Here is a 25,654-nt window from a genome sequence, read left to right as displayed (position 1 = left end):
TAATTATGAAATTAGTTTTAGAACGTCAATATCATGTATCAGGCACTAATGGGACTTTATACTTTGAGGACAAAGAGATCTGCAAGACGATTGAATTAGCTTGGAAAAATAACCAAAGAAGAATTTCATGTATTCCAGAAGGTTTGTATCGAGTTAAAAAGCGTTTTAGTCCAAAATTCAAATGGCATTTAGAAGTACGGAATGTAAAAAACAGAGATTTAATTCTCTTTCATCCTGCCAATAATGCTTTGAAGGAATTAAATGGTTGCATTGCTCCAGTTTCGGAGCTGACTGGAGAAGGAAAAGGAATCCGTTCACGGATTGCCTTTGAGCGATTGAAAAATATACTTTTTCCATATCTAGAAAAAGGCTTTGTAATTAATCTAACAATTAAAAAATCAACGACATGAAAAAAGTAATGGAAAGAATGCAGGAGCCTACTCCAAAATTCTTTAAAACAATAAGAAATTTAGGTTTAGTGCTTACAGCTGTAGGAAGTGTTATTGCGACAGCTCCCGTTTCGCTGCCAGCAATTGTAATAACAATAGCTGGATATATTGCGGTTGCTGGAGGAATCGCATCCGCGATCAGTCAAACAGCAGTTTATAGGGATGATTAAAATTCGTTCCTAGAATTAACATCAACTATCGATGAATTATTTAGATAATTCGACTAAACTAAGTACAGCATTTGGTACTCTACTAACGATATTTGTCAATATACAAACCGAAGACCTGATCAAAACCATTTTACTCGCAGGATTAGGAGGTGCTTCCAGTTTTTTGATGACATTATTACTAAAATTTCTTATTAAATTATTAAAAAACAAGTTCTAAAAGTTGTGGTGACTAAGAACAAAATAGCCTCTCAGAATTTTGAGAGGCTATATTTTGTTTTAAATACTGAATTCTTAAATCTTATTAGATTTGAAAATAATACTTTCGCACTAGAACAGAACGAAGTTCGGAAAGCTGCTTGAGTTGCTCAGTAAACTTTTGTTCTAACTGATAAACGGCTTTGATGTCGAAAAGGATTTTGGCGTTCTGCTCCATCTTCTTAAGACTAGGAATGATGAAATTTTGTATAATTTTCTTAAGTTCAAACAAACGAAGCATTTCAATCACACTTCCGCATAAATAAGGATGAAAAAAGCCATTTTTCCAAAGTGTAAAAAATGTCCAGTACAGGTTTTCGCGTTCTTCTTGGTCGTTGCAATACAGGATAAAACAGTTGGGGCAAGGTTCAAACAATGGTTTTCCTGCGTTGTGTCCTCTTGAAAGGATAAATAGAGCATTTTCGGGCGTTTCTTTTTCAGAATTGTACGTACGTACTTTAAAATTTGTCATGGCTTGAGATTTAAAATTTTATGCTGCGCCGAAAATTTTTCAAAAGAAAACGAAGAAAAAAACCGAAAAAAAAAGAAAAAAAGAAAGCCCTCTTGTAAGGGGGCGTGGCATTGTGTCAAGGTTTTTTGCTAAAAGTTTTTGCATATATTTTAGATGCAAAAATCTTTTTGCAAAAACCCGTAGGGCTTGACCTTTACACAATATAGCGGCTGGATTAGGAAGCCCCCTATCTTTTTTTCTTTTTTTATTTTTTGGCCGAAGTTCGGCTTCCATTTCTTCTTATGATTATGCTAAAAAAACTAATATTCTAGGGTAAACGATAATTAAAAGGTGTGGGAAGATGCTTGGCAAAGAACGGTGAGCAATGGAAAAGGCAGGTGTATATGGCAGTTGAAATTTGCTTTGGCGATATACTCCTGCATGCGGTGACGTATTGGTAGGGATATGCTTGCATATACCTATTGTGAAGGAACTGGAGAAGCTTGGATTTAGCTTTGGGAATCTCTGGTAAAAATGGGTAGATAAGCTCGCACAAAAAAGATGCTTGAGAAAAGATTCAAGAACCGAGCATCTAGATACAAGAACTAAATATGATGAGCGTTGGAAAAGATAGCTGTATGACTAATTGACGGAAGGAGCTTTGTTGGATATTGTAAAGGCCGATGAAAAAATACACTGAAACTATTTGCCTATGAAACTAGCGTATTTTTGAATTGGGATTGAAACAAAGCGTTGGCATAAGCTCCTATAGGAATGAATGAATACTGCTATGCGCGTGAGTACTTCGGCAGGCTCAGCACAGGCACAGTGGCTGATTGCGTGAACTATTTTTTTATTATCTATAAAATAGTTTCTCGCAAGAAGCGACTGTAACGATTGGCAAAAGACTACTCTATCTGCATCTTTTTTGTGCATCCTATAAAATGGGTGGGTTGGGAGAAAAGCGTTGGCAAAGCCTAGGCGCAAAAGGGCTATGCCCGTTACTAGGGAAGCATTTAACATAACCCCACATTATAGGCACAATATGATGGTAGTTGCTGTAGCCCTTCGACAGACTCAGAACAGGCAGGTGGAAGCAATCTCCGTAGCGTTGGCTGCTGACTATAATGTTTGTTATGTTATTTGCTGAGGCAAGTGAAGAAATATTATTTTATATTTTTCTAGCAGACGCAAGATATTAATATAAACTAATGCAAATTAAAGAGCATTTATTTTTTTTAGAACAATCAAAAATTATCAATTCATTTTTTCAAAGTATAAAGTGTCAAATTAATCACATTTGTTTCTCCACCAAATACTTCCAATACCGCCTTGGAACGTGTTGCAGGTGGAGTTTCATGTTTTTTCGGGCTTCAATATTGGTGCTTTTGAAATACTGTTGCCACAAGGTTTGATATTTTTCTTCCGTTTCATCAAAGCTTATGATGTTTTCGGAATTTGTTAATGCGTTTTGTTGATGGGGTGTTAAATACACTTCCGAGAGTGTTTGCTGATCATATAGAACGCCGTATTTTCGTTTTACGTCATAAATAAGCCATTTTTGATCTGCATATCGCTTTCTAAAAAAATCTGAAATTAGAGGTAAAACATTGAAATCAGGCTCGATCATACAATAAAACATACCATCTTCACTCTTTTGAAACCGAACAAAAGCTTTCATGCGGTGGCGCTCCCGATCGACGCTGGTTAACGTTTTGTGAAACAGCAATATCTGTGCATCCCCATAATTATCTAAAATATCTTTTTTTCCTAAAAATTGTTTCTGAACGATATATATTAAAGCCTTCCAAGCTTCGGGTTTTTCAGACAAGAAGACTTTAAAAATATCTGTTTTGTGTTTTGGTGAACATACTTTGTGTAAACCTTTTTGTACACGTTGGGCTTTTTGGAAATCCGTAACTACATCAAAAACTTCCTCAAAGAGCGGCGCAAAAAAATCATCTTGTACCACTAAGCTCACCTCGAAATGTTTGCGTTCAAAACTTTCGAATAAGGCGGTTAGAAAACCTTGGTAACTTCCATCAAAACTATAAATCATTATTTAATCTTGCTGCGTCCATACCAATTTTGAAGTGTCGTAGCCGTGCTTTTGAGCAAATTCTATGTACCTCTGTTTGGTTGCTTCAGGAATTGATTTTGTTCTAGAAAGCATCCACATATAATCGGTGCTTTCACCAAAAATGAGGGCTGTCTGATAATCGGGTTCCATCATTACGACGTTATATTCAGAATAAAAAGGTCCGAAAAATGAGACTTTCAATGCTGCTTCATTTTCAGAACCTACAAATTTGGCCTTTCCTGTGGCTTCTTCCCATTTATTTTTTACAAAATTGAAGCCTTTATTAACCACTTTAATTTTGCCATCCTCGCGTTTGGAATAATTTGCGGTCACGTTTTTTAAATCTTTTTCAAATTTAAAATCAAAACGTGCCACCTCATACCAGGTTCCCAAATATTTGTCGGCATCAAAATTTTGAACCACCTGCAAATTATTGCTCATTGCTTTTTTTCCCGAGCAAGCCAATAACCCAGCAATAACACCAACGCCAGCAACGGCGAACATTACTTTTTTTAAACTTTTATTTTTCATTTTAATTTTTGTTAAAGCACAACAATTTTCCCGCCAAAATTCACTCTCTTAAAAAATTAAAAATTTTAGCATCGTCTGATTAATGGCAGACTTCTTGAATACATCATAATTATAAATCAATTTAGTATGAAAAAATTTACACTAGGCTTTTTTGCCATTTTAGGCATTTCTTTACTGACGAGTTGCGAAGCTGTGAATACCATTTTTAAGGCTGGAATGTGGTGGGCTTTTATCCTTATTTTTGGAGGTGTTGCATTAGTCATTTGGCTTATTTCTAAATTTATGGGAGGAAATAAGAAATAGTTATTTTTCCCAATAATGTAGGAAAAGGATGACGTTATCGTTCATCCTTTTTGGTTATTTAAAATAAACTGAGCTGATTACTAGGAATTGTAGATTTATATTTGCTTTGGGAAGTACTTGTAATTAAAGATTTTACTTTTAAAGGTGCTAATTCCCCCAAACGTGTTACAGTATCGGCGCAAGTCATAAAATACTGTGCTCTGTTAAAACTTATCCCCATTTTCCTGACTTGATATTCGTGCAGTTTTCCAAATTTTCTACTCTTTACAATTTTCATTGCTGATTGTCGACCAATTCCAGGAATTCTAATAATTTCTTGATAACTCGCCTTGTTAACATCAATTGGAAAAAAATGCGGATTCCGCAGTGCCCAACCCAATTTCGGATCTATATCCATGTCCAAATTGCTGAATAACGGATTCAGAATTTCATCTAATTTAAAATCATAAAAACGCAAAAGCCAATCTGTTTGATACAATCTATTTTCTCGAATTAATGGTGGTTGCGAGCCAATCTGAGGGAGCAAAGCATTTTCGTTATTAATGGGAATATAGCCGCTATAATAGACTCTTTTCAATTTGTAATTCTGATAAAACTCGTTGGCAACGCTCATAATTTCGAAGTCGTTTTCGGGCGTTGCCCCGATTACCATTTGCGTACTTTGACCTGCTGGAACAAATAGAGGTTTAGATTTTATTAATTTGGATTGCGCTTTTAACTCACTAATTTGATTTTGAACAAAAGCCAAAGGTTTTCTTACGCTGTCATGATCTTTTTCGGGAGCCACCATTTTCAGTCCTTTTTCGGTAGGCATTTCCAGATTAATGCTCATCCTATCAACGTATAAACCCGCTTCTTTAATCAATTCTTCACTAGCTCCAGGAATGGTTTTCAGGTGAATGTAACCGTTATAGCGTTCTTCTGTACGAAGTTTTTTAACAATACGCATCAGGCGTTCCATCGTAAAATCAGCATTTTTGAAAATTCCAGAACTTAAAAAAAGACCTTCAATATAATTTCTGCGATAAAAATTCATGGTTAATTCTACCACTTCATCAACCGTAAATGCTGCCCTTTTAACATCGTTACTTTTTCTGCTTACACAAAAGGAGCAATCGTAAATACAATGGTTGGTGAGTAAGATTTTGAGCAAAGAAACGCATCTTCCGTCCTCGGTATACGTGTGGCAAATTCCTGAAGATGACGCATCGCCAATACCGCCCGTATTTTTCCTTTTACTACCGCTTGAACTGCAACTTACATCATACTTCGCAGCATCAGCCAAGATCATTAATTTTTCCTGAATTCTATCCATTCCGCAATTCTAATTTTTAAAAATACAAAATGTATATCAAGTTGAAAAACAATTTTTGATACAATTCGTATCAAAATTGCCACATGGTAATTTAAAAATTTGTGAATGATTTTTAAATTTTGTTGAGATAATTTTACTAAATAATATTTTTATTTAAAAAAATGATAACTTTTGTGGCACTACTTTTGTTAAGAAATTTCCACACTTTTATACATCATTTTTAAAGGATTTGATGTAGGCTTTACTTTTTTTAGAATTTAACTTTAAAAAGAAAAAAAATATTGCACCTAATCCAAAAAAATATTTTATGAACAAAAACAAACAATCCGATGCAAAATTCCACCAAATGAAGCAGGCAACGGTGGAAAATTCTAATCAAAAATTGACAACCAATGATGGTGTCCCGATTTATGATAACAACAACACTTTGAAAGTTGGAGATCGCGGCCCTTCTCTTCAGCAAGATCACATTTATTTTGACAAGTTAGCGCATTTTGACCGTGAAAGAATTCCGGAGCGTGTCGTACATGCCCGAGGTAGCGGTGCGCACGGCATTTTAGAAATCCATGAAGATATTTCCGAATATACGTGTGCGAAATTTTTGCAGAAAGGAACCACAACGCCGCTGTTTACACGTTTTTCTACAGTTGCGGGCTTTAAAGGTTCGACTGATTTGGCTAGAGATGTGCGTGGTTTTTCGGTTAAATTTTATACAGAAGACGGGAATTATGATTTGGTAGGCAATAATATTCCTGTTTTTTTTATTCAGGATGCGATGAATTTTCCAGATTTAATTCATTCTGTAAAGCCTGAACCTGATAAAGAGTATCCGCAAGCCGCTTCGGCGCACGATACGTTTTGGGATTTCATTTCCTTAATGCCCGAATCTGCACACATGATCATGTGGGCGATGTCTGATAGAGCCATTCCGCGAAGTTTGCGTATGATGGAAGGTTTTGGGGTGCATACCTTCAAATTAGTGAATAAAGATGGTAAAGCCACCTTTGTGAAATTCCATTGGAAACCAAAATTAGGAGTACATTCCGTGGCTTGGAACGAAGCTCAAAAGTTGTCTGGATTTAATTCAGATTTTCACCGTCAAGATTTGTACGAAGCTATTGAAGCGGGCAACTATCCACAATGGGATTTGGGCGTACAGTTGATTCCTGAGGAAGATGAGTTCAAATATTCTTTTGATATTTTAGATGCCACCAAATTGGTTCCAGAAGAATTGGTTCCAGTAAAAATCATCGGAACGATGACTCTGAACCGCAATCCTGAAAATTTCTTCGCTGAAACAGAACAAGTCGCTTTCGACCCTGGAAGAATTATCCCTGGTATTGATTTAACCGACGATCCTTTGTTACAAGGAAGAGTTTTCTCCTATATGGATACTCAAAATTATCGATTGGGCGGCGCTAATTTTCATGAAATCCCAATTAACAGGCCTGTTAATCAAAAACATAACAACCAAAAAGATGGAACAGGAAGAATTGATATTTTGAAAGGTGGCGTTAGCTATTTCCCCAACAGTAAAGCATCGGGATGCCCTTATCATGCCATGTTGAAGGGTGAAGAAGGATTCCAGTCGCACGAGCAACAAGTGGATGGCAAAAAAGTGCGAGCGCGTTCCGATTCGTTTGCTGACCATTTTAGCCAAGCTACATTATTTTTTAATTCTCAAAGCGAGGCAGAAAAACAGCACATTATTAATGCATTAAGTTTTGAACTTAGCAAAGTAAACGATCCTAAAATCAGAGAACGTCAGGTTGCTATTTTAAATCAAATTGATGCAGATTTAGCAAAAAAAGTGGGTGACAATCTCAATATCACACCTCCAAAGGAATTGGATGAATTAACTTTAAAATTTGCTAGACAAAATCATCCGAACTACCCATTAAAAGTAAAGAAAAATGAGATCAGCTCTTCCGACGCACTTAGCATGAAGGTAAAAGCAGGAGAAGGAACGATTAAAACCAGAAAGGTTGCCTTTTTGGTGGATAACGGCGTTTCCAAAGCGAGTGTTGATGAATTTAAAAAAGCTTTAGAAAAAGAAGGTGCCGAAGCCGTTTTAATTTCGTCTAAAGTGGGTCCTCTCACTTATCAAGAAGGCTATACCGAAAATATCGAACACACTTATCTTACCGATCCATCAGTTTGTTATGACGCTGTTTTTACGCCAGGAGGCAAATCGGTAGACGCGCTAAAAAAGAATGCTGATTACTATGAATTTATCAACGATGCCTATAGACATTGTAAAGTATTAGCTTTTGCTAAGGAAGCGGAAAGCTTATTGGATAGATCTTTTGTAGAGGTTGACAAAGGGGTTAAACTGGAAAGTAAAGAATCCAATTGGGTAGAATCTTTTATTAACACTATGAAACTGCATCGCATTTGGGAGCGTGAAGAACAAAGAAAAGTGCCTTCATAATATAGACTGCACAAAACAATATAAATCCATAAAATACACAAAATGATTTTACAACTAAGTCCAACTATACTTGTAGATACGCCTTTGGGACGTGGTCACACTATATTTATTATCGATTATGGCATGCATCAAAACTCCTGCTGGGTGGTCGCCATGGAAAAAGATGGTATTGTAAAACATTTTGATAGTAACGATGTCATTGTATGTACCAATTTCACTTTTCATATTAATGAAGAAAGAAATTGCTTTCCTCACAGTCCCGAAATACCAATTAATAAAATATAAAATCACCAAATTATGGGAAATGCACAATCACCGACAGAAAATTTGAGCGGGAATGCCGCCATCGAAAAAATTAAAGCTATTGCTGAAACTGCCCGAACTTGCTTTTTTACCACCAATATTGGCGGCAATACCACGAGCAGACCCATGGCTCTGCAAGAAGTGGATGAGACGGGCAATTTATGGTTTTTGAGCGACGTTCGTTCACTAAAAAATGATGAAATCGAAGCCAATCCTAATGTAGAACTGTATTTTATGAATAATTCTAAATACGAATACATCTTTATTAAGGGAAAAGCCAGTGCTTCGCAAGACAAAAGCTTAATCGAAAAATATTGGTCAAATTTTGCTAATGCTTGGTTCGATGGTAAAGATGACCCCAATATCAGTTTAATAAAAGTTTCGCCTAATGATGGCTATTATTACGAAACCAAAGACAATAAATTTATTGCCATGTCGAAAATGCTTTTTGCTGCCGTTACGGGAAGTCCAATTGAAGACGGAGGAATAGAAGGCGAACTTAAGATTTAATGAAGCTTCCCATAGCACATCATCCAAAATTTGATTCATTAACACCTCGTGAAAATGATTTGTTGGAACAAACTTTGACCACAGTTTCGAAATTTGTAAATAAATCTGGAAAAATAAGCACGGTAAAATATTCTACCAGAGATGCACACGCAAAATCGTATTCTTATTTGAAAGGACGATTTATTCCCTCAAAAGATGAAAATCTAAAAGAATTTTTTCCTGAAAATGAGTACAATGCTCTGGTGCGATTATCACACGCCAATTTGAAAATTTCAAAGTCTGATCGACAACTTCCTTTGTTTGGTTTTGCTTTAAAAATTGATGATGATTCTTCCACGATTGCAAATTATCCACTGGTGAATTTTCCGTTATTTATGACAAAATCTGTCAGTGTTTTTCTGAAAGTTTTTATGGCAATTAACCGTTTTTTTGCGGGTTCCATTGTTACAAAACCATTTCAGGCATTTAAAATTTTAATTTCTGGTGTACCAATGGCCTTCGAAACAATGAATTGGTCTTTCGTTTCTGCCATTAGAAATTGGATTAAAAGTTTCAAGTATTTCATTCTAGCAAGAAGTTATTATTCTGTTGGTGCATATCGTTTAGGTAACAAAATCATTAAAATAAAAGCAATTCCGCTGCAATTCGACCCCGAATTTTCAACAGGAATTTCAGTTTTGGAAGATGTGAAATCTTACATTTCAAAAAATGATTTGAAGTATAAAATTTTATATCAAATTGCTTACGAGGAGAAATATCAACCGATTAGTAATTTAACCAAAGATTGGCGAAAAACCGACTTTTTGGACTTTGGTATTATTGAATGTAAAGAAGTTTTAGAAGAAACAAATTTGGAATTAGAACAGCTCTCATTCAATCCTTTTGATAGTAAAAAAGAGTTGCAACCCGTTGGAAAAATTCAACAAATTAGAAAAAAAGTATACGAGCGGTCCATCGAAACTTGCAATCATAGCAACGAAAAAATATAATATTATGGATTCTATAGACACAATTACAAGTTTAGTTACAAAAACAGCGGTTATTACAGGTGCTTCAAGTGGTGTTGGATTGGCAACGGCGCAATTGTTTGCAGAAAATGGCTACCAAATAGTCTTAGCAGCAAGAGGAAAAGAAGGTTTGGAGAAAGCGGTTGCAGAGTGCAATGCTTTAGGTGGAAAAGCCGTATACAAAACCACCGATGTTTCGAACGCCAATGACGTGAAAGATTTGGTAGAATTTGCATTGAAAGAATTTGGTAGAATCGATGTTTGGGTGAACAATGCAGGTGTTATGGCAAGCGGAAAATTCGAGGAAATCCCAATGGACATTAACGAGCAAGTTATCAAAACCAATTTAATGGGTTATATGCATGGCGCTTATTACGTTTTGCCCGTTTTTAAAGAACAAAATCAAGGCGTTTTAATTAATAATGTATCTATTGGAGGCTATATGCCTGCTCCGTTCAGTTCGGTATATTCGGCAACAAAAACAGGTATTAAAGGCATGATGAGTGGTTTGCAGAGCGAGTACAGCGTGTATCCACAAATTCATATTTGCAATATTTATCCGCAAGTTCAACAATCTACAGGGAATATGCATTCGGCAAAATTTTCGGGTTTAGATTTTAAAATTCCTCCATTTGCAGCAAATCCGCGAGATACCGCTCAAGTAATTTATAATTTGGTGGGCAAACCTAAAAACGACACTTTTCCAGACGCTACTTCTTTTATGCTAAAGCTTGCTCATGGTGCTTTTCCAGAAACTTTCACCAATTTGGCAACAGGTGCATTAAGGCTAATGATGACATTAAAAAAAGGAAAAGATGATGAAGGCAATGTATTAGAACCGTCAGACAATCCACACCGAGTGTATGGCGAATCGGCACTTCCAAAACCGTCTAAAGCAACCAAAACAATCTTGGGAACCGCGCTCGCCATTGGCGCAGGATTTTTAGTGGCCAAACATTTGAAAAACAATTCAAAAAAACTCGATTAGGTTGAAGCTGCTAAAATTCACATCCAAAGGCATCTATTGTGTTCCAGGGAAATTTTATATCGATCCTTGGCGACGTGTGGATTTAGCAGTCATCACGCATGGTCACGCCGATCATGCGAGAAGTGGCATGAAGAAATATCTGTGTCATCATTTTACAAAACCTATTTTGTATTCACGAATTGGTCGAAATATAGAATGTGAAAGTGTAGCCTATGGTGAAGTGATAAACATTAACGGCGTAAAAGTTTCTTTGCATCCGGCAGGACATATTATTGGTTCTGCGCAAATTAGGATGGAATACAAAGGCTATGTCTCCGTAATTTCTGGCGATTATAAAATTCAAGATGATGGACTTTCAACGCCTTTTGAAGCTGTAAAATGCAATGAATTTGTTACTGAAAGTACTTTCGGACTTCCTATTTACAATTGGCTTTATGTTGAGGAACAAGAAAATCAAATGAAAAACTGGGTAGAGCAAAACCGTAAAAATGGTAAAACATCCGTATTCATCGGTTATTCATTAGGGAAATCTCAGCGAATTATGAAAGCTTTGGAAGATTTGGGTGAGCTAAATGTTCATTATTCTATCGCGAAACTCAATGAAGCTTATGAAAGTGTGGGTGTAAAACTTCCAGATTACACAACCATTGATTTACGTGACGATAAAAAACATTTGGATGGAAAAATAATTCTGTTACCGCCCGCATTGGTCGACAATCCAGCAATGAAAAAAATCCCGAATATGGCGTACGCTATTTGTTCAGGGTGGATGCAAATTCGGGGTGCTCGAAGATGGCGCAGTGCCGATGCAGGTTTTGCGATTAGCGATCACGCCGATTGGCAAGGCTTATTAACAGCAATAAAAGCGACTGAAGCTGAAAAAGTGTACGTAACTCACGGTCAGACCGCTGTTTTCTCTAAATATTTAAATGAAATCGGAATACAATCCGAAGAAGTAAAAACCGAATACGGCGATGATGAAGAAAAAACGGAAATCGATGAATCAATTTAAAAAAGCAATGATTACAAAGTAAGTTTTTAAGTAAAAATATAAATGAAAGATTTCGCCACATTAATCAATGCACTTGATAGCACCAACAAAACTTCTTTGAAACAAGAGGCGATTATCGAGTTTCTGAAAGTGGCGTCTTCGCAGGATAAGATGTGGTTTTTGGCTTTGTTTACTGGTAGAAAACCCAAGCGAAATGTCAATTCCACCTTAATGAAAACATGGGCAATGGAAGTTGCGCAAATACCAGAATGGCTGTTTGTAGAAAGTTATTCCAGCGTGGGCGATTTAGGAGAAACCATTTCCCTGATTTTACCACCACCAAGCAAAACGATTGACTATTCTTTGTCCGAATGGATGCAGAACATCATCAATCTCAAAGATAAAACCGAAACTGAGAAGAAAGATTTTGTTCTCGAAGCTTGGAGCGGTTTGGATTATGTGGAGCGGTTTATTTTCAATAAACTTTTGGGCGGAAGTTTCAGAATTGGTGTTTCCAGTAAAACTTTAATCAATACGCTTGCAAAATATTATAATTTAGACCCAAATGCCGTTACGCACAGCATTATGGGGACTTGGACGATAGAAGAAGTCGATTTTGAAAAACTAATTAAAGGAGAATATACCGCAACCCATTTGTCCAAACCTTATCCATTTTGTTTGGCTTATGCATTGGAAAAGGCTATCGAAGACTTGGGCGAAACCGAAGATTGGTTGGTAGAATATAAGTGGGACGGCATTCGCGGACAACTTATCAAGCGCGATGGCGAAGTTTTTATTTGGTCCAGAGGTGAAGAATTGGTGACGGATCAATTTCCCGAAATTCGAGATGAACTTTTGCAATGGAAAGGCAATTTTGTTTTAGATGGCGAAATATTAGTATATAAAGACGGTCAAGTTTTGAATTTTACGGAACTTCAAAAACGCTTGAATCGTAAAAATTTAACGAAGAAAATGTTGGAAGAAATTCCCATTGTTGTATTTGCGTACGACGTTTTAGAATATGAATACGAAGATTTCCGAGAAAAAACTATGGCGGAAAGACGTCTTAAGTTAGAAGAAGTTTTGGAGGATAATTCGTCAGAAAGAATTCAAATTTCGGAAAAAATTGTTTTTGAAGATTGGAGGCAACTTCCTGCGATTCGAGAAAACGCAAGAGAAATTAACAGCGAAGGTTTGATGTTAAAAAATGCGCATTCACCTTATCATACCGGCCGCAAAAAGGGCGACTGGTGGAAATGGAAACTCGATGCTTTAACAATTGATGCTGTTTTAATTTACGCTCAAAAAGGTAGCGGACGACGAAGCGGCTATTACACCGATTACACTTTTGCTGTGAAAAAAGATGATCAATTAGTCACTATCGCCAAAGCCTATTCTGGATTGACGGATAAAGAAATTCAGGAGGTTAGCAAATTTATTTCTAAAAACGTCGTTGAAAAATTTGGTCCTGTACGAACGGTGAAACCCCAATTGGTTTTTGAGTTGGCTTTTGAAGGAATCGGCTTTAGCAGCCGACATAAATCGGGTGTGGCATTGCGTTTTCCAAGAATTTTACGTTGGCGACGGGATAAAAAAGTGGATGAAATAGACGATATTGAAGATATTAAAAAATTAATCAAATGACCGAAAAATTTGAACAATCCGAAGGCTATCAACTCATCAAAAATTGGATGGAAGCCAAAGGTATGTCGGCTTTTTCTTTTCAGAAGGAAGCTTGGCAACGCTTTGGTAGCGGATATTCTGGGATGGTTGTTGCGCCAACAGGATTTGGGAAAACCTATTCCCTATTTTTAGCGGTTGTCATCGATTTTTTTAATCATCCCGAAAAATTCGGAAATGGCTTAAAACTCCTTTGGATCACACCACTTCGGTCGCTGGCAAAAGATTTGGCGAGAGCCATGCAAGAAGCGATTGACGAAATTGGCTTGGATTGGGTGGTAGAAGTGCGCAACGGCGATACGGATGCAAAACAGAAGACCCGACAAACCAAAAATATGCCCGATGTACTTTTGGTAACGCCCGAAAGTTTGCACCTTCTTTTGGCTCAGAAAAACCACGAAAGATTCTTCAAAAATCTGCAATCTGTTGTTGTGGATGAATGGCATGAATTGTTGAGCACCAAACGTGGTGTTATGACAGAGTTGGCTTTGGCGGTACTGAAATTTCAACAACCAAAAGTAAAAATTTGGGGAATTACTGCCACCATCGGAAATTTGGATGAAGCTTTAGAGGTTTTAATTCCCGATGCTAAAAAAAGAACAAAAGTTGTCGCGAAAGAGCAAAAAAAAATAGAAATTCTTTCCGTGTATCCTCCAGAAGTAGAGATTTTGCCTTGGGCAGGACATTTGGGCGGAAAGTTAGTTCAGGAAGTCGTTCCTATCATTTTAAAAAGTAAGTCAACATTAATCTTTACGAATACGCGAAGTCAGAGCGAAATGTGGTATCAGCTTTTGTTGGAGGCTCATCCCGATTTTGCGGGACAAATTGCGTTGCATCACAGTTCTATCGATGCGAATTTGCGTCAATGGGTAGAAGAGAATTTGAGTTCGGGATTATTAAAAGCGGTTGTTTCCACATCGTCTTTGGATTTGGGTGTCGATTTTAAACCTGTAGATACAGTCATCCAAATTGGCTCCAGCAAAGGCGTTGCGCGCTTTATGCAGCGTGCAGGACGAAGCGGACATTCGCCGTTTGAAACCTCCAACATCTATTTTGTACCCACGCATTCCTTGGAACTGATTGAAGCTTCAGCTTTAAAAGAAGCCGTTAAAAATAAGGTGATTGAAAAAAGAGAACCTTTTGTTTTGGCGTATGATGTTTTGGTGCAATTTCTGGTAACTTTGGCTTTGGGCGGCGGGTTTTATCCTGATGAAATTTATCCAATTATTAAAAACACCTATGCTTTTTCTGAAATAACGGACGAGGAATGGCAATGGTGTATTTTCTTCATCACCCAAGGCGGAAAAACGGGTAAGAACTACGAAGAATTTCATAAAGTGGTGAAACAAGAAGATGGAAAATTAGTTGTTGAAAAACGAAAAATCGGCATGCTTCACCGTATGAACATTGGTGCCATAGTCAGCGATTCGATGTTGAGAGTAAAATTTTTGTCAGGCGGTTATATCGGCATGATCGAAGAATATTTTATATCCAAATTGCATAAAGGCGACAAATTTGTTTTAGCAGGACGCGTGTTAGAGTACAAGATGCTAAAAGACATGACGGTCTACGTAAAATCTTCGAGTGGAAAAGCCATTACGCCCAGTTGGCTAGGTGGAAGATTGCCTTTGTCCTCCAATTTAAGTTTCTTTTTAAGGAAAAAATTAGCCGAATCGCTTTCGCCAAACGCTCGAGAAAAGGAACTGCGATTTTTACATCCTTTATTAATCAATCAAAATGAAAATTCGCACATTCCCAAAGAAGATGAATTTTTGGTGGAACGCATTAAAACAAGAGAAGGTTATCATTTGTTTTTTTATCCATTTGAAGGGCGTTTGGTGCATGAAGTGATGGCTGCGTTATTGGCATTTCGGATTTCGAAATTATATCCGATTAGTTTTTCTATGGCGATGAACGATTATGGTTTCGAACTTTTTTCGGATAAAGAAATTAAATTGAAAGAAGCAGAATTATACCACATTTTATCGAAAGACAACTTAATGCAAGATGTGGTAGCCAGCGTTAATGCGACTGAAATGGCGCGCCGAAAATTTAGAGATATCGCCGTAATTTCAGGAATGGTGGTGCAAACGATGCCTGGAAGACAAGTTAATAACAAATCTTTGCAGGCTTCATCGGGCATTATTTTTTCGGTTTTGGAAGATTATGACCCGCAAAATGTGTTGCTGCGACAAGCCTATACCGAAGTTTTTAATCAACAATTAGAAGAACAACGATTGACAGCGGCTTTTGAAAGGATTAGTAAAAGTAAAATCATCTATGTGGATTCGGATCAGTTTACACCACTGAGTTTTCCGATAAAAGTGGACAGTTTGCGCCAATCGCTTACCAGTGAAGATTTGGGTACGAGAATTAGAAAAATGCAAGAGGCAAATTTGAAGAAAAAAACCAAGCGAAAATGATTTTAGCGGAGAAAACGATTGTCATACAGCAACATACTTTTGTATTAACCAACCAACGAGCGTTGTTTTGGAAGGAAGCAAAAAGCTTAATTTTATCGGATTTGCATTTGGGCAAAACCGCTCATTTCAGAAAAAATGGCATCGCTTTACCATCCGAAATTATTGAGAAGGACTTGCAACGTTTGTCGGATTTAGTCAAGCATTTTGAACCTCAGAAACTGATTATTGTCGGTGATTTTGTTCATGCAGGAAAAAATTCGGAATTCAATTTATTTTCTGAATGGAAATGCCAGTTTCCAGAGTTAAAAATTATTTTAGTGAAAGGCAATCACGACCGAATTTCAAAAGATAAATTATATGAAATTGGCGTTACGGAAATTTGTGAATATCATGCCGAAGCTCATTTTATTTTCTCCCATGAAGAAGTTGAATCGGAAGAAAAATTTACTATCTTGGGTCACATTCACCCTGGAATTCGGATGAAAACTTCTGTCGGAAGGTTTGTGAAATTTCCAAGTTTTGTTGTTACCAATTCTCAGTTAATTTTACCAGCTTTTAGTTCGTTCACGGGTTTGGACACAAAAAATCACCCAAAAAATTCTCGCTATTATTTTTTTACAGAAGAAGGGATTTATGAAATTTAGATTTTGTAATTGATCAGTTCTGCGTAGGCTCTTTCAGCGCCTTTTAAAACTTCAGGATATTTTTCTTCAGGAAAATAGGTGTTTAAGGCAAGGATAAATTCTTTCCAAAATTCGGAAATAGCTTGGTTGTACATCCCGAAATAATGGAAATCAATTCCTTCAAAATTCGGATTTTTTTCCAGATTTTTTTTGATGACATTTCCGCCCAAAGATGCACCTTCAATAACATACAACATTCCGATAGCTTGGGCTTCAGAATTTATTTTTTCTAACTCCAAATTTGTTTTTAAATCAATTCCTAGAAGTTCTGCATCTTTCTTTATCAACGGAAGTTTTGAACGAAGATTTTGTCTGATTTTCGCCTTAAACTTGTCAGAAATTGCATCATTAATTTTCTCTTCATAATTCAATAAAAACTGATAATTCAGTGCTATTAAACGTTTGTAATCTTCCAGTAAATAGGATTTCTCAAAAATCTTTTTAGAATTGAATTTTTCCTCCAAAAGATCGTGTTGGTGTCTTGTATTTTGTTTTAAATATTCTGCGAGCATTTTTATTTTTTAAATTGAATTGTGAAGGTTACGCCCTTGGAATCGTAGTGGTTTTCGTAATCTATTTTCCCTTGCAAACGCTCCATAATTCGGTAAACAATATTCAGTCCAACACCGTTTCCATAAAATGATTTTGCATTGTCCATCCTTTTAAAAATTTTGAACATTTGGCTTTTTTCTGTTTCAGGAATTCCAATTCCATTATCTGAAATTTTATAAATCACATAATCATCATTCGTTTCGGAATCAATTTTAATAATTGGAAAATCCTCTTTGGAAGAATATTTTATCGCATTGCTGATTAAATTTAGAAAAACTTGGTAAGCAAATGTTTGGTCGGCAGTAATATCTATGCAATTTTTTATTTGTATGCTAGTATTTTTATTACCGTACACAATTTGGGTTTCGTCAACAATACGATCTATCAGAGGTTTCATTTTTACATTCACTAGACCTAATTCAACAGATTTGGCACGGCTCAAATTTAGGACATCTCGCATTAGGTTTTCCATATTATTAATCTGCTCAAGGACATTATCGATTTTTTGAGCATTTTCTTTGGTACCACCATCTAATAATTTTCTTCCTAACATTTGAAGATTTAGCTTCATAACGGTTAAGGGTGTTCCTAAATCGTGTGAAATGGTGTAGGAAAAGCTGTCTAGCTCCTCGTTAAGAGCTACTAAATCATCATTTAGCTGCTTAATTTTAGTATAATGATCATAAGAAATTTCAAAAATCAGTGTAAGAAGTTTGGTAATGGTGGTTCGGTATTTCTCTGTCCATATTTTGGATTTTCCTTTGCTCTCTTCGATAAATACTTTAAATGATTTTCGCGGCGAAATTTCCATTTCTTGCTGGCCATCTTTCAGGATAATATCGTAATGTTTCTGGGGATTTCCTGCCCAATGTATCGTTTCTTTAAATTCTTTTCTGAACCAGATAATATGTTTTTGCAATTCTTTATTAATTTGCGCTATCGCTAAACCAGCAAAAGACGTATCTCCTTGCATCATTTCAGGGTAACTTTTCGCAAAACTTTCGTCGTAAATTACCTTGTCATTATTCTGTACATTGGTTTTGTAGTGTTCAACAATTTTTAAGGCTAAAGATTTGGGCGGTGTATTTCCGTAAGCAAAAACTTCGTCGCCAATTACGAAAGCGATTCCATCAGCATCGGCCAGTTGCGCGAAATTATTTAGATTTTCAATAATTCCTTCTGTAAGCACCGATGACATGGACAATCTTTCTTTAAGTTCAGAAATTTTTTGATCAATCTCTATACTAAAATTAACGATTTCCGCAGACAAAATGTTGCTGTACACTTTTGCTGCCCATTTGGTAACAATTTCTGCCTTGATTCGATTTCGAAGATCAACATGTTTTGACAGTGTATTTTGACACGTTACCAAACCCCACAATTTTCCGTTGACAATAATAGAAGTGGAAAAACTAGATTTTACGCCTGCATTTCTTAAATATTGCCCATGAATAGGAGACATTGCGCGCGCATCGGCATTACTTAAATCCAAATTTTCGATGTTAGAAATTATGGGAATTGTCTCTGCATCTACATCACTAAAAATTCTTCTAGTTTTCGTTAAGTATAATTCTCTTGCTTGTTTCGGAATATCATCTTCGGGATAATGAAGGTTGAGAAAACCTTCCATATTATTCTTTACACTTTCAGCAACTACTTTACCTGAACCATCTTCTAGAAATTGGTAAATCATTACGCGGTCATAATCGATGTATTCGCAAATATCTTTTGCAAGTTTATTCCAAACGAGTGACTCTTCAGATAACTGAGAATAACTTTCAAAATCGATAAATTGCATTTCAGTAGAGTAATCCACATTATAGGATTTTTCCAATTCTAAGAAATAATAAGGTGCATGGAACTTGATAGTGAGGTAGTATTGTGATTCTAGTATATTAATAAGGCTAAGTTGTGAGCTTACAGAAGTATCTTTCGCCATACACTTTTTGTATACATCAGCATTTACTAAAAATTCAACAATTGCCTCATAATTTTGGATTGGAGAACCTAAGGAAATTGTATCAATTTGGAATAAATCGAGAACATTTTGGCTATAAAATTGTATGCAAAAATTTTCATCTAGACCGATTAGTAGACTAAAGTTTTGAATTTTTCCAGGAATTTTTATCGGTTCATCAGAACACTGATTGTAAATCTTCATTTGTATTGTGGAGAATAAAATTTCATCTCCATTTGCATATATAGTGATTTAAAAGGAGAATATGAAGTTTTGATGATTAATATTAACAAACTTATACACTTATTTTTTTTGGAATTATTTTTGTTTCACTATTAAGAAAAAATTATGAATACTAAAAGATTATCTGCACAATTAGAAAAAGCCCTTAGTGCACAAATGAACGTTGAAGATTTACAATCACATGTTTATCTTTCTTATGGGATTTGGGCTAGCGATGAAGGTTATGAAGGAATTTCAAATTTTTTATTTAGACATGCTCAGGAAGAGCGCAATCATGCTATAAAATTTATGCAATACATCCTGAATCGTGGCGGAAAACCAAAAATTGAATCGCTTCCCGCTCCTGGGAAAGATCCCAAAAATTTAACCGACTGTTTTAATTTAGTTTTTAAACACGAAGTAGATAATACAGAGAAAATTTATGCTTTAGTTGATATGGCTTTCGAAGAAAAAGATTGGGCTACATGGAACTTCCTACAGTGGTTTGTGAAAGAACAAATAGAAGAAGAAACGCTTGCCATGGATTTAATCGACAAACTGAAAATCGCAGGAGGCGATCAAGCCAGTGACGAATCTCTTTTCAATTTGGACAAAACCTTGGGCAGTATGCCAGATGAAGCTGAATTAGCACGAAATGCTACAGCGGAGAATCCTTAAATTACTGAATAAAAAAAATCCATATACACAGATTATATATGGATTTTTTTTATATATGGTCTTTACTTCAAAGTTGTTTGAAAAAATGTTTAATTTGTACTGTTCGAGTATGGACCTATTTTAGATATTATACATATTTATTATTACAATGCGAAATGTGTCTTATATTAAGCTCGCTTATCTACTGTAAAAGTTTCGTAGCCAAACAGGTTAAACATTTCGCGCATGCGGGAGCGTAAACGGTTGCCGTATTGGTGTTCAATCTCGGAAGCTGTTAAATTGGTAGTTAGATGGGTTAATAAATTTTTCTCAACAAATAGATCATAACGCGATAAGAGTATTTCTGCCATGACATTACAATCGTTGCCATAGAATTTTGATGAGGTTTCTATGCCCAGATCATCAAAACAGTAAATCTTTGGCTTTGATAAATCTCCAATCAATATACCATTCGTGTATTTTTCTAAAATTGGATAGCCTTCGCGCATAAATTCTGATACAATAGTTCTTGTCGATGGTATATTATATTTTGCTTTTGGAAATTTGCAATGTCTTAGAATTTTAAATAAGCTTGTTTTACCACAGCCTATTGGACCCGAAAGTAGAATACCCTTATTAAGATTAAAGTTCATTTCTTTTGCGACTAAATCATCATTTAGCATATAAGCAATCATTGCGAATATAATGGGTTTTTCTTCTTCGGTAACTACATATTCTTTTCCTAGAAATAGACTTGCTTTCTTTAAAAACCAAGGAACTATTTTGCAGTAGTCATAGCGCATTTGGATTTCTTTTGTGGGGAGATGCATGTTAAATAGTGATGAATTAGGAGTTAGGAATTGAGTGATGTACGATGTGCAAACGTCGATTTATGGTTTCTCGCTACGGCGATGCCTACTCGAAATGACGGTTGTAGGATTTACGATGTACGATTAATGATGTAGGATTTTCGATTAGTCAACAATCTTTAAGATCGAATCTTTACAATGGATCTTGATAGGATTTTTTGATGGAGGCACTGAGGTGGTTGGTTTTAGTTGGTAGTTGGTGGTTATCAGTTAATGGTAAATTTTGCCTATTATTGAATTTTTTGGAATTTAAAAGCCAATTACGAGCGGCTGCTTGCCAGTTTTTCATTTTAGACTTCCCTCCTACCAGCCAACCGTTGCTTTCATAGTGGTTATAGAATTTTTCGCCTTCTTCGATTGGTGCGTCTTTTTCTTCGAAGTATAATTTAACTTCCGAGATGTGTGGGATTTTGAATTGAGGGGTTTGGAGATTCCTCGCTTCGCTCGGAATAACAATTGTGCTCGGAATGACAGGTGCATTTGGAATGATAGAAGTTCTTGATTCTGAATTTGTACTTTTTTCTTTTGGCGCAACTTTTCTTTTTTGAAAATTTACTTTTTTTAATTTTTCAATATTTAAAAAAAATGTTTGGGTGTCTACAAATAATGTTTTATTTGGTTTAATATGTTTGTTATTGTTTATATATGGTACTAATGCTTGTTCAATACCTGACTGCAAGCTGTCTTCAACATGTTTATTTTTTGGTGAGGCTTGATTCAATGCTTGTTCAGAACTTGACTGGTGAATAGCCTGCTGCGGTGATTGCGCGACTTTGCCTTTTTCAAAATCCAGCATTTTAACCAAACTACCTTTAAAAGGATTATAACTTGGTTCATAGATGATATAACCGAAAGCATTTAATTCTTTAATGCATTTGTGGTAGGTTGCAATTGCGCTGATTTTGCTGACTTTCATTATTTCGCTTCGAGAAATGCTAATTGGATTTTTGAATCGGTTGAAATTCCAGAATTGAAATAAGGACATATACATGCTGATATGAGTGGTATTGAGCCGAGTATCCATTGATGCTCGCTCAAAAAAAGCTGTGAGGTGGCTGATGTAATTCATTTTTTTAGGTTTATGAAATGTTCTTTCGTGACTATGTCGAACTTCGTTAGGTTTCTTGAAACAAGAGAACCAAAAAATAAAACCTTGCCTATTAACTTTTGCTTCTATATTTTTTATTTGTCTTTTATGGAATCAGCGAATCTCCTTGGTCGATTTGCCTTGATGCAAAAGTTACAAAAAATCAAGGCTGTATATTTTAAACTAAAAATTCTTTTCTTTCACTAAAATTTCTAAAACTCGCTTTGCTCAAACAAGAGAAATTTCTTAACGTTCTCTACAAGAATTTTCTTAACGTTTAAAACATAAATGCCCTTTTTCCTTTTAGTCTAGTTTTCTATGTTTGTTATTTTTTAAGGTTGGTTTTAGGTTTTATTTAATAGTTTTTCGATGTCTTTGTAGTTGTAATAGAGCGTACCGCCCACTTTTGAGTAAGTTAATGTTCCATTGATTCGTAAGGTTTGTAATGTTCCTGCTGAGATATTTAACAATTCTTTGACTTCCGATGACTTGAGCCAAAGCTTCTGCTCTGTGCTGCGGAATTGGAATAGATTTCTGATGTCTTCCAATAATTCGGTTTTGAATTCTTGAAGATCTTCTTTGGTGATGATTGATACAGACATGGGTAATATAGTTATGTGTTGTTAATTACAAGTTATGATTTCTCGATACGGCGATGCCCACTCGAAATGACGAGTTAAAATTTACGATTTGAGATATGAAATTTACGATTCGAGAAATAGGGTTGGTTGTTGGTAGTAAGGAGTTGTTCATATTGTTGGATTTTGTGGTGATTTTGTGTTTTCAAAGTTTAGAAATCCAATCGAATACTTTTCGGTAGTTTTTCGTACTACCGAAAGATTTTCTATAACAAACTGATATCAAGCTATGTAAAAATCGAAAACTAAAGCCACATTTGTATAAACCACAAAATACTCCTGTAAAAATGGATAATACTAAAATCAAGAAAAGAAGGAAAATTCGCTAGAATTGAATAAATTACATATCGTCAAGAAATAATTGATTCAAACTATCATTTAAATTCTGCAAAAATTTATTTCGGCCAGTCTTACGATTTTTAATTTCGGTGATCGTTTTATAAAAATTCCCCACGTTAATATTAAAAAGTTGGCTAAAAGCAGACATGAGTTCGACCAACTCAATATTGCCTGAATTAATGCATTTAGAATGATGTAGGGCGAAGACTAATTCTACCAAACTCGATTTGCTGCCTGTCCACGACAATGATGATTTATTTTCAAAGACATCAAATTTACCCGCCTTTGTGATTGCGATGTGGAGATCAAGCTCTAATAAATCATTAGCTATGATTGTTGCCAATATATTGTCATAAGGTGTCGTGAAATTTTGATCAAAATTGTAGTGATGGCTAGAAAGTCTCATTTTTAAATCAAAATTGTTGCGTAAAAAATACTTGGTATCAAGATAAGTTGCTTTTCTACGGTAATAATTGTAAAACTCTTTATGCTCATTATAAAAATATCTCAGTTTTAATAACTCATTTGAATAATATTTCAACAATGTCTTATGCCCACCTTTAGGCTTTGAACTCTCAATTTGTAAAGTTTGAGAATAGTATATAAATTGAGATATAACTTTTGGTTTTAAATCTTTAAAAAAAGCAATTTCATCCGCAATGCAAGTAAAATCATAGGTAGACAATAGTTCTTTCAACTTCAAAATACAAGCATCAATAATTACTAACGCATATTCAGCTTTTGCAATGGTATCTTTCTTGCCTTCCGAATTAAGGTCTAAATCACGATTTAATGTGTAGATTAAGTTTTCTACTTTTCTAAAAAATATTTTTGCTTCCATAGTTAGATGTATCAAAATTTACTGCAATGGAAATTGAAAATGCATTTTATTTTATACCCAATTCTTCTTTTCTTTTACGAACAAAATCGACAATTTTAATTCCATTATATTCATAAAAATAAGATGTAAAGCTATTTCTCGATCCCATCCCACATGTATCTGCCAAAGCTTGTGTCGAATAGCTTAGAAATTTTTTGTTAGAATATAGTTGTTGCGTGATATAATTTATACGAAGTTCCGAGATATATTGATTGAAATTTTTCCCTTTCTGTTCATTAATAATTGTTGAGAGGTAATGATGATTTGTTTTAAACTTAACAGCTAGCTTAGCAAGCGTTAGATTTTTATGCAAATACTCATTATTTGCTTCGAAATTGTCTAATTTCAAGAGTATTTCTTTCAATAAATCTGGCGAAATAGATGACCTTACATTTTTGGTGCTTTTCGTAGGTTGGTTATTCAAACTAGTATCTTGTTCAAAATTTAAAAGTTTCACTTGAAGCTCATCATAAGCGCGCTGAATATCTTTTTGATTTCTGATATGTCTAATATAAAGAGATAGCAGTATTACAAACAAAATAATAAATGTGACACCTACATATTGATTAAATTTCGATTTGTTTTCGAGCTTATTTTTTTCGTCAATAAGACTCTTTCGATCAAAATCTTTGTTAACCTTTAAAGACAAGAAATGGAAATCTTTATTTATTCTTTGATCAACCTTAATCAATTCTTCCAAATAATGTATCTGCTCCGCTTTATCATTGTTATTTTTAAAATAATCTATTAAGAACCTATAATTTTGAACCAACTCGGGTAAAATGAAATTTCTTTCTTGATATATTGAATCAACTTTTTTAAAGTAACTGATAGCCTTTTTCTCATTTTTTTGAATCAGTTGATTCTTTCCCATATAAAAATATATCACGGACAACCAAGCAAAGTCATCCACTTTAGAAATTTCTTTCATCGCTTCTCCTAAATCCATTTGAGCGGTCGTGAAGTTTTCATTCTGAAACTCGAGAATACCTTTACATTTTTTAAAATAAGCTCTTTCTAGTAAAAAATCATTTTGTTGATGCGTTACAAACAAACCAATATTAATAATACTGTCGACCTTAGTTTTTCTCTCAAGACTTGCATAACAGATCGCAAGTTGGTGTAAACTATTTAGATAACCTTTTTTATTATTGAACAACGCGTTGGGATTAAAATCATTCTCGATCTGCTGTTTAAAATATGATGCGCATCTGTTAAAATTTTCGATTGCATCGGTATTATATCCTAGATAGCTTTTTATAACACCCAGCTGATAAAGAACTTTATGCTTTAAGTATTCATCTTTTGAATTTTTAAGATACTGATTTGCTGTCTGATACTCTTTCAAAGCAGCTTTGTAATTCCTAAAAGTAGAGTAATAGACAATCCCTTTCCCTAAATAAGCGATAGCAATTAAATCTGGATCGTTGGTTTTCAAAGCTGTATATATAGTGCTATCCGCATACCTCAATTTATTTTGAGGAGCCGCTACAAAAAACAACGCATTTCTGTAGCCTGTAGCCATTTTCGTTAAGTTGTTCTCTTTTTTTGCTCTATTGAGGTAAGGGCTTATGTATACAAAAGCTTTCTCATCATTCTTTTGAAAGTTATTCAGTTTATTCTCCAAATTTTCATAAAAAGCTAGTCCTTTCAGCTGAGAATAACTGAAAATTGAAACAAAAACGAAAAATATTGAATAAAGCTTAACCATAAGATAAAAACAATGCTAGCAATACAATCAAATTTAGCTAAATATTATCAAAACACATTTAGAAAATTAACAACTCATTAAAAATGAGATTAAATCAAACGAAATGAGAGTATTACATATATTTCTGTGATGCTCTGATTCATGAAACAATGCATCATTTCATAATCTGAAA

The 25,654-nt window shown here is 35.1% G+C and carries 24 protein-coding genes; 13 read left to right on the top strand and 11 right to left on the bottom strand.

The window, feature by feature from the left end:
• Positions 1-5: 5 nt before the first annotated feature.
• Complete coding sequence (locus B5X62_RS04250) at positions 6-410, top strand: DUF5675 family protein (RefSeq protein WP_079666370.1); 405 nt, start codon at positions 6-8, stop codon at positions 408-410.
• On the top strand, positions 407-619 hold the full coding sequence (locus B5X62_RS04245; protein WP_079666149.1) for a hypothetical protein: 213 nt from the start codon (positions 407-409) through the stop codon (positions 617-619). The genes B5X62_RS04250 and B5X62_RS04245 overlap by 4 nt, the downstream gene beginning before the upstream one ends.
• 301 nt (positions 620-920) lie before the next feature.
• On the opposite strand, the gene B5X62_RS04235 is transcribed toward B5X62_RS04245, so the two are convergent.
• The 3 genes from B5X62_RS04235 to B5X62_RS04220 all read right to left on the bottom strand — a co-directional run bounded on the left by B5X62_RS04235 (position 921) and on the right by B5X62_RS04220 (position 3,936).
• Positions 921-1,346 carry a DUF6943 family protein gene (locus B5X62_RS04235; protein ID WP_079666147.1) on the bottom strand — a complete coding sequence of 142 codons (426 nt, stop codon included), beginning with the start codon at positions 1,344-1,346 and terminating at the stop codon, positions 921-923.
• 1,273 nt (positions 1,347-2,619) lie between these two features.
• On the bottom strand, positions 2,620-3,384 hold the full coding sequence (locus B5X62_RS04225; protein WP_079666145.1) for a TIGR03915 family putative DNA repair protein: 765 nt from the start codon (positions 3,382-3,384) through the stop codon (positions 2,620-2,622).
• Positions 3,385-3,387: 3 nt separating this feature from the next.
• Positions 3,388-3,936, bottom strand: a complete 549-nt coding sequence (locus B5X62_RS04220) for a lipocalin family protein (RefSeq protein ID WP_079666143.1) — start codon at positions 3,934-3,936, stop codon at positions 3,388-3,390.
• A 126-nt stretch (positions 3,937-4,062) separates the two neighbouring features.
• Here B5X62_RS04220 and B5X62_RS15430 point away from each other — a divergent pair, with 126 nt between their 5' ends.
• Positions 4,063-4,239 carry a phosphatidate cytidylyltransferase gene (locus tag B5X62_RS15430; protein ID WP_144038294.1) on the top strand — a complete coding sequence of 59 codons (177 nt, stop codon included), beginning with the start codon at positions 4,063-4,065 and terminating at the stop codon, positions 4,237-4,239.
• Positions 4,240-4,297: 58 nt separating this feature from the next.
• Here the strand turns inward: B5X62_RS15430 and B5X62_RS04215 are convergent, their stop codons facing one another.
• Positions 4,298-5,554 (bottom strand): putative DNA modification/repair radical SAM protein, encoded by a 1,257-nt coding sequence (locus B5X62_RS04215; RefSeq protein ID WP_079666142.1) that lies wholly within the window; start codon positions 5,552-5,554, stop codon positions 4,298-4,300.
• Between the two features lie 307 nt (positions 5,555-5,861).
• Here B5X62_RS04215 and B5X62_RS04210 point away from each other — a divergent pair, with 307 nt between their 5' ends.
• From B5X62_RS04210 to pdeM, 9 genes are read left to right on the top strand one after another with little or no spacing between them, the layout of a single operon-like run.
• On the top strand, positions 5,862-7,985 hold the full coding sequence (locus tag B5X62_RS04210) for a catalase (RefSeq protein ID WP_079666141.1): 2,124 nt from the start codon (positions 5,862-5,864) through the stop codon (positions 7,983-7,985).
• A gap of 42 nt (positions 7,986-8,027) precedes the next feature.
• Positions 8,028-8,270: a hypothetical protein gene (locus B5X62_RS04205; RefSeq protein WP_079666140.1), complete on the top strand. Its 243-nt coding sequence runs from the start codon at positions 8,028-8,030 to the stop codon at positions 8,268-8,270.
• Positions 8,271-8,282: 12 nt separating this feature from the next.
• Positions 8,283-8,798 carry a pyridoxamine 5'-phosphate oxidase family protein gene (locus B5X62_RS04200; RefSeq protein ID WP_079666139.1) on the top strand — a complete coding sequence of 172 codons (516 nt, stop codon included), beginning with the start codon at positions 8,283-8,285 and terminating at the stop codon, positions 8,796-8,798.
• On the top strand, positions 8,798-9,787 hold the full coding sequence (locus B5X62_RS04195; protein ID WP_079666138.1) for a catalase family protein: 990 nt from the start codon (positions 8,798-8,800) through the stop codon (positions 9,785-9,787). Before B5X62_RS04200 ends, B5X62_RS04195 begins: the two co-directional genes overlap by 1 nt.
• A gap of 4 nt (positions 9,788-9,791) precedes the next feature.
• Positions 9,792-10,793, top strand: a complete 1,002-nt coding sequence (locus tag B5X62_RS04190; protein WP_079666369.1) for an SDR family NAD(P)-dependent oxidoreductase — start codon at positions 9,792-9,794, stop codon at positions 10,791-10,793.
• A 1-nt stretch (position 10,794) separates the two neighbouring features.
• Positions 10,795-11,805 carry a ligase-associated DNA damage response exonuclease gene (locus B5X62_RS04185; RefSeq protein WP_079666137.1) on the top strand — a complete coding sequence of 337 codons (1,011 nt, stop codon included), beginning with the start codon at positions 10,795-10,797 and terminating at the stop codon, positions 11,803-11,805.
• A gap of 42 nt (positions 11,806-11,847) precedes the next feature.
• Positions 11,848-13,428, top strand: a complete 1,581-nt coding sequence (locus tag B5X62_RS04180; protein WP_079666136.1) for an ATP-dependent DNA ligase — start codon at positions 11,848-11,850, stop codon at positions 13,426-13,428.
• On the top strand, positions 13,425-15,887 hold the full coding sequence (locus B5X62_RS04175) for a ligase-associated DNA damage response DEXH box helicase (protein WP_245797150.1): 2,463 nt from the start codon (positions 13,425-13,427) through the stop codon (positions 15,885-15,887). Before B5X62_RS04180 ends, B5X62_RS04175 begins: the two co-directional genes overlap by 4 nt.
• Positions 15,884-16,531 (top strand): ligase-associated DNA damage response endonuclease PdeM, encoded by a 648-nt coding sequence (pdeM, locus tag B5X62_RS04170; RefSeq protein ID WP_079666135.1) that lies wholly within the window; start codon positions 15,884-15,886, stop codon positions 16,529-16,531. The genes B5X62_RS04175 and pdeM overlap by 4 nt, the downstream gene beginning before the upstream one ends.
• Here pdeM and B5X62_RS04165 read toward each other — a convergent pair.
• Positions 16,528-17,082 carry a biliverdin-producing heme oxygenase gene (locus B5X62_RS04165; protein ID WP_079666134.1) on the bottom strand — a complete coding sequence of 185 codons (555 nt, stop codon included), beginning with the start codon at positions 17,080-17,082 and terminating at the stop codon, positions 16,528-16,530. The two genes, pdeM and B5X62_RS04165, sit on opposite strands and share 4 nt — an antisense overlap.
• A 2-nt stretch (positions 17,083-17,084) precedes the next feature.
• The gene (locus B5X62_RS04160) at positions 17,085-19,283 is read right to left on the bottom strand and encodes an ATP-binding protein (protein WP_079666133.1); all 2,199 of its coding nucleotides are present in this window, start codon (positions 19,281-19,283) and stop codon (positions 17,085-17,087) included.
• A 144-nt stretch (positions 19,284-19,427) separates the two neighbouring features.
• Between B5X62_RS04160 and B5X62_RS04155 the strand changes: the two genes are divergently transcribed.
• Positions 19,428-19,979 (top strand): ferritin, encoded by a 552-nt coding sequence (locus B5X62_RS04155; protein WP_079666132.1) that lies wholly within the window; start codon positions 19,428-19,430, stop codon positions 19,977-19,979.
• A gap of 167 nt (positions 19,980-20,146) precedes the next feature.
• Here the strand turns inward: B5X62_RS04155 and B5X62_RS04150 are convergent, their stop codons facing one another.
• The 5 genes from B5X62_RS04150 to B5X62_RS04125 all read right to left on the bottom strand — a co-directional run bounded on the left by B5X62_RS04150 (position 20,147) and on the right by B5X62_RS04125 (position 25,398).
• Positions 20,147-20,761, bottom strand: a complete 615-nt coding sequence (locus tag B5X62_RS04150) for a P-loop NTPase family protein (RefSeq protein WP_245797148.1) — start codon at positions 20,759-20,761, stop codon at positions 20,147-20,149.
• A gap of 199 nt (positions 20,762-20,960) precedes the next feature.
• Entirely contained in the window at positions 20,961-21,896 is a 936-nt protein-coding gene (locus B5X62_RS04145) for a transcriptional regulator (RefSeq protein WP_144038293.1), read from the bottom strand.
• 362 nt (positions 21,897-22,258) lie between these two features.
• Complete coding sequence (locus B5X62_RS04135) at positions 22,259-22,516, bottom strand: helix-turn-helix domain-containing protein (protein ID WP_079666128.1); 258 nt, start codon at positions 22,514-22,516, stop codon at positions 22,259-22,261.
• Between the two features lie 376 nt (positions 22,517-22,892).
• Positions 22,893-23,732 carry an RteC domain-containing protein gene (locus B5X62_RS04130; protein WP_079666127.1) on the bottom strand — a complete coding sequence of 280 codons (840 nt, stop codon included), beginning with the start codon at positions 23,730-23,732 and terminating at the stop codon, positions 22,893-22,895.
• 46 nt (positions 23,733-23,778) lie between these two features.
• Positions 23,779-25,398 carry a helix-turn-helix domain-containing protein gene (locus tag B5X62_RS04125; RefSeq protein ID WP_144038292.1) on the bottom strand — a complete coding sequence of 540 codons (1,620 nt, stop codon included), beginning with the start codon at positions 25,396-25,398 and terminating at the stop codon, positions 23,779-23,781.
• Positions 25,399-25,654 lie beyond the last annotated feature (256 nt).

The organism is Soonwooa buanensis (assembly GCF_900167905.1).
GTDB lineage: Bacteria > Bacteroidota > Bacteroidia > Flavobacteriales > Weeksellaceae > Soonwooa > Soonwooa buanensis.
The sequence above is the reverse complement of the archived record's forward strand: the minus strand, read 5'-3'. Positions and strand labels throughout refer to the sequence as shown.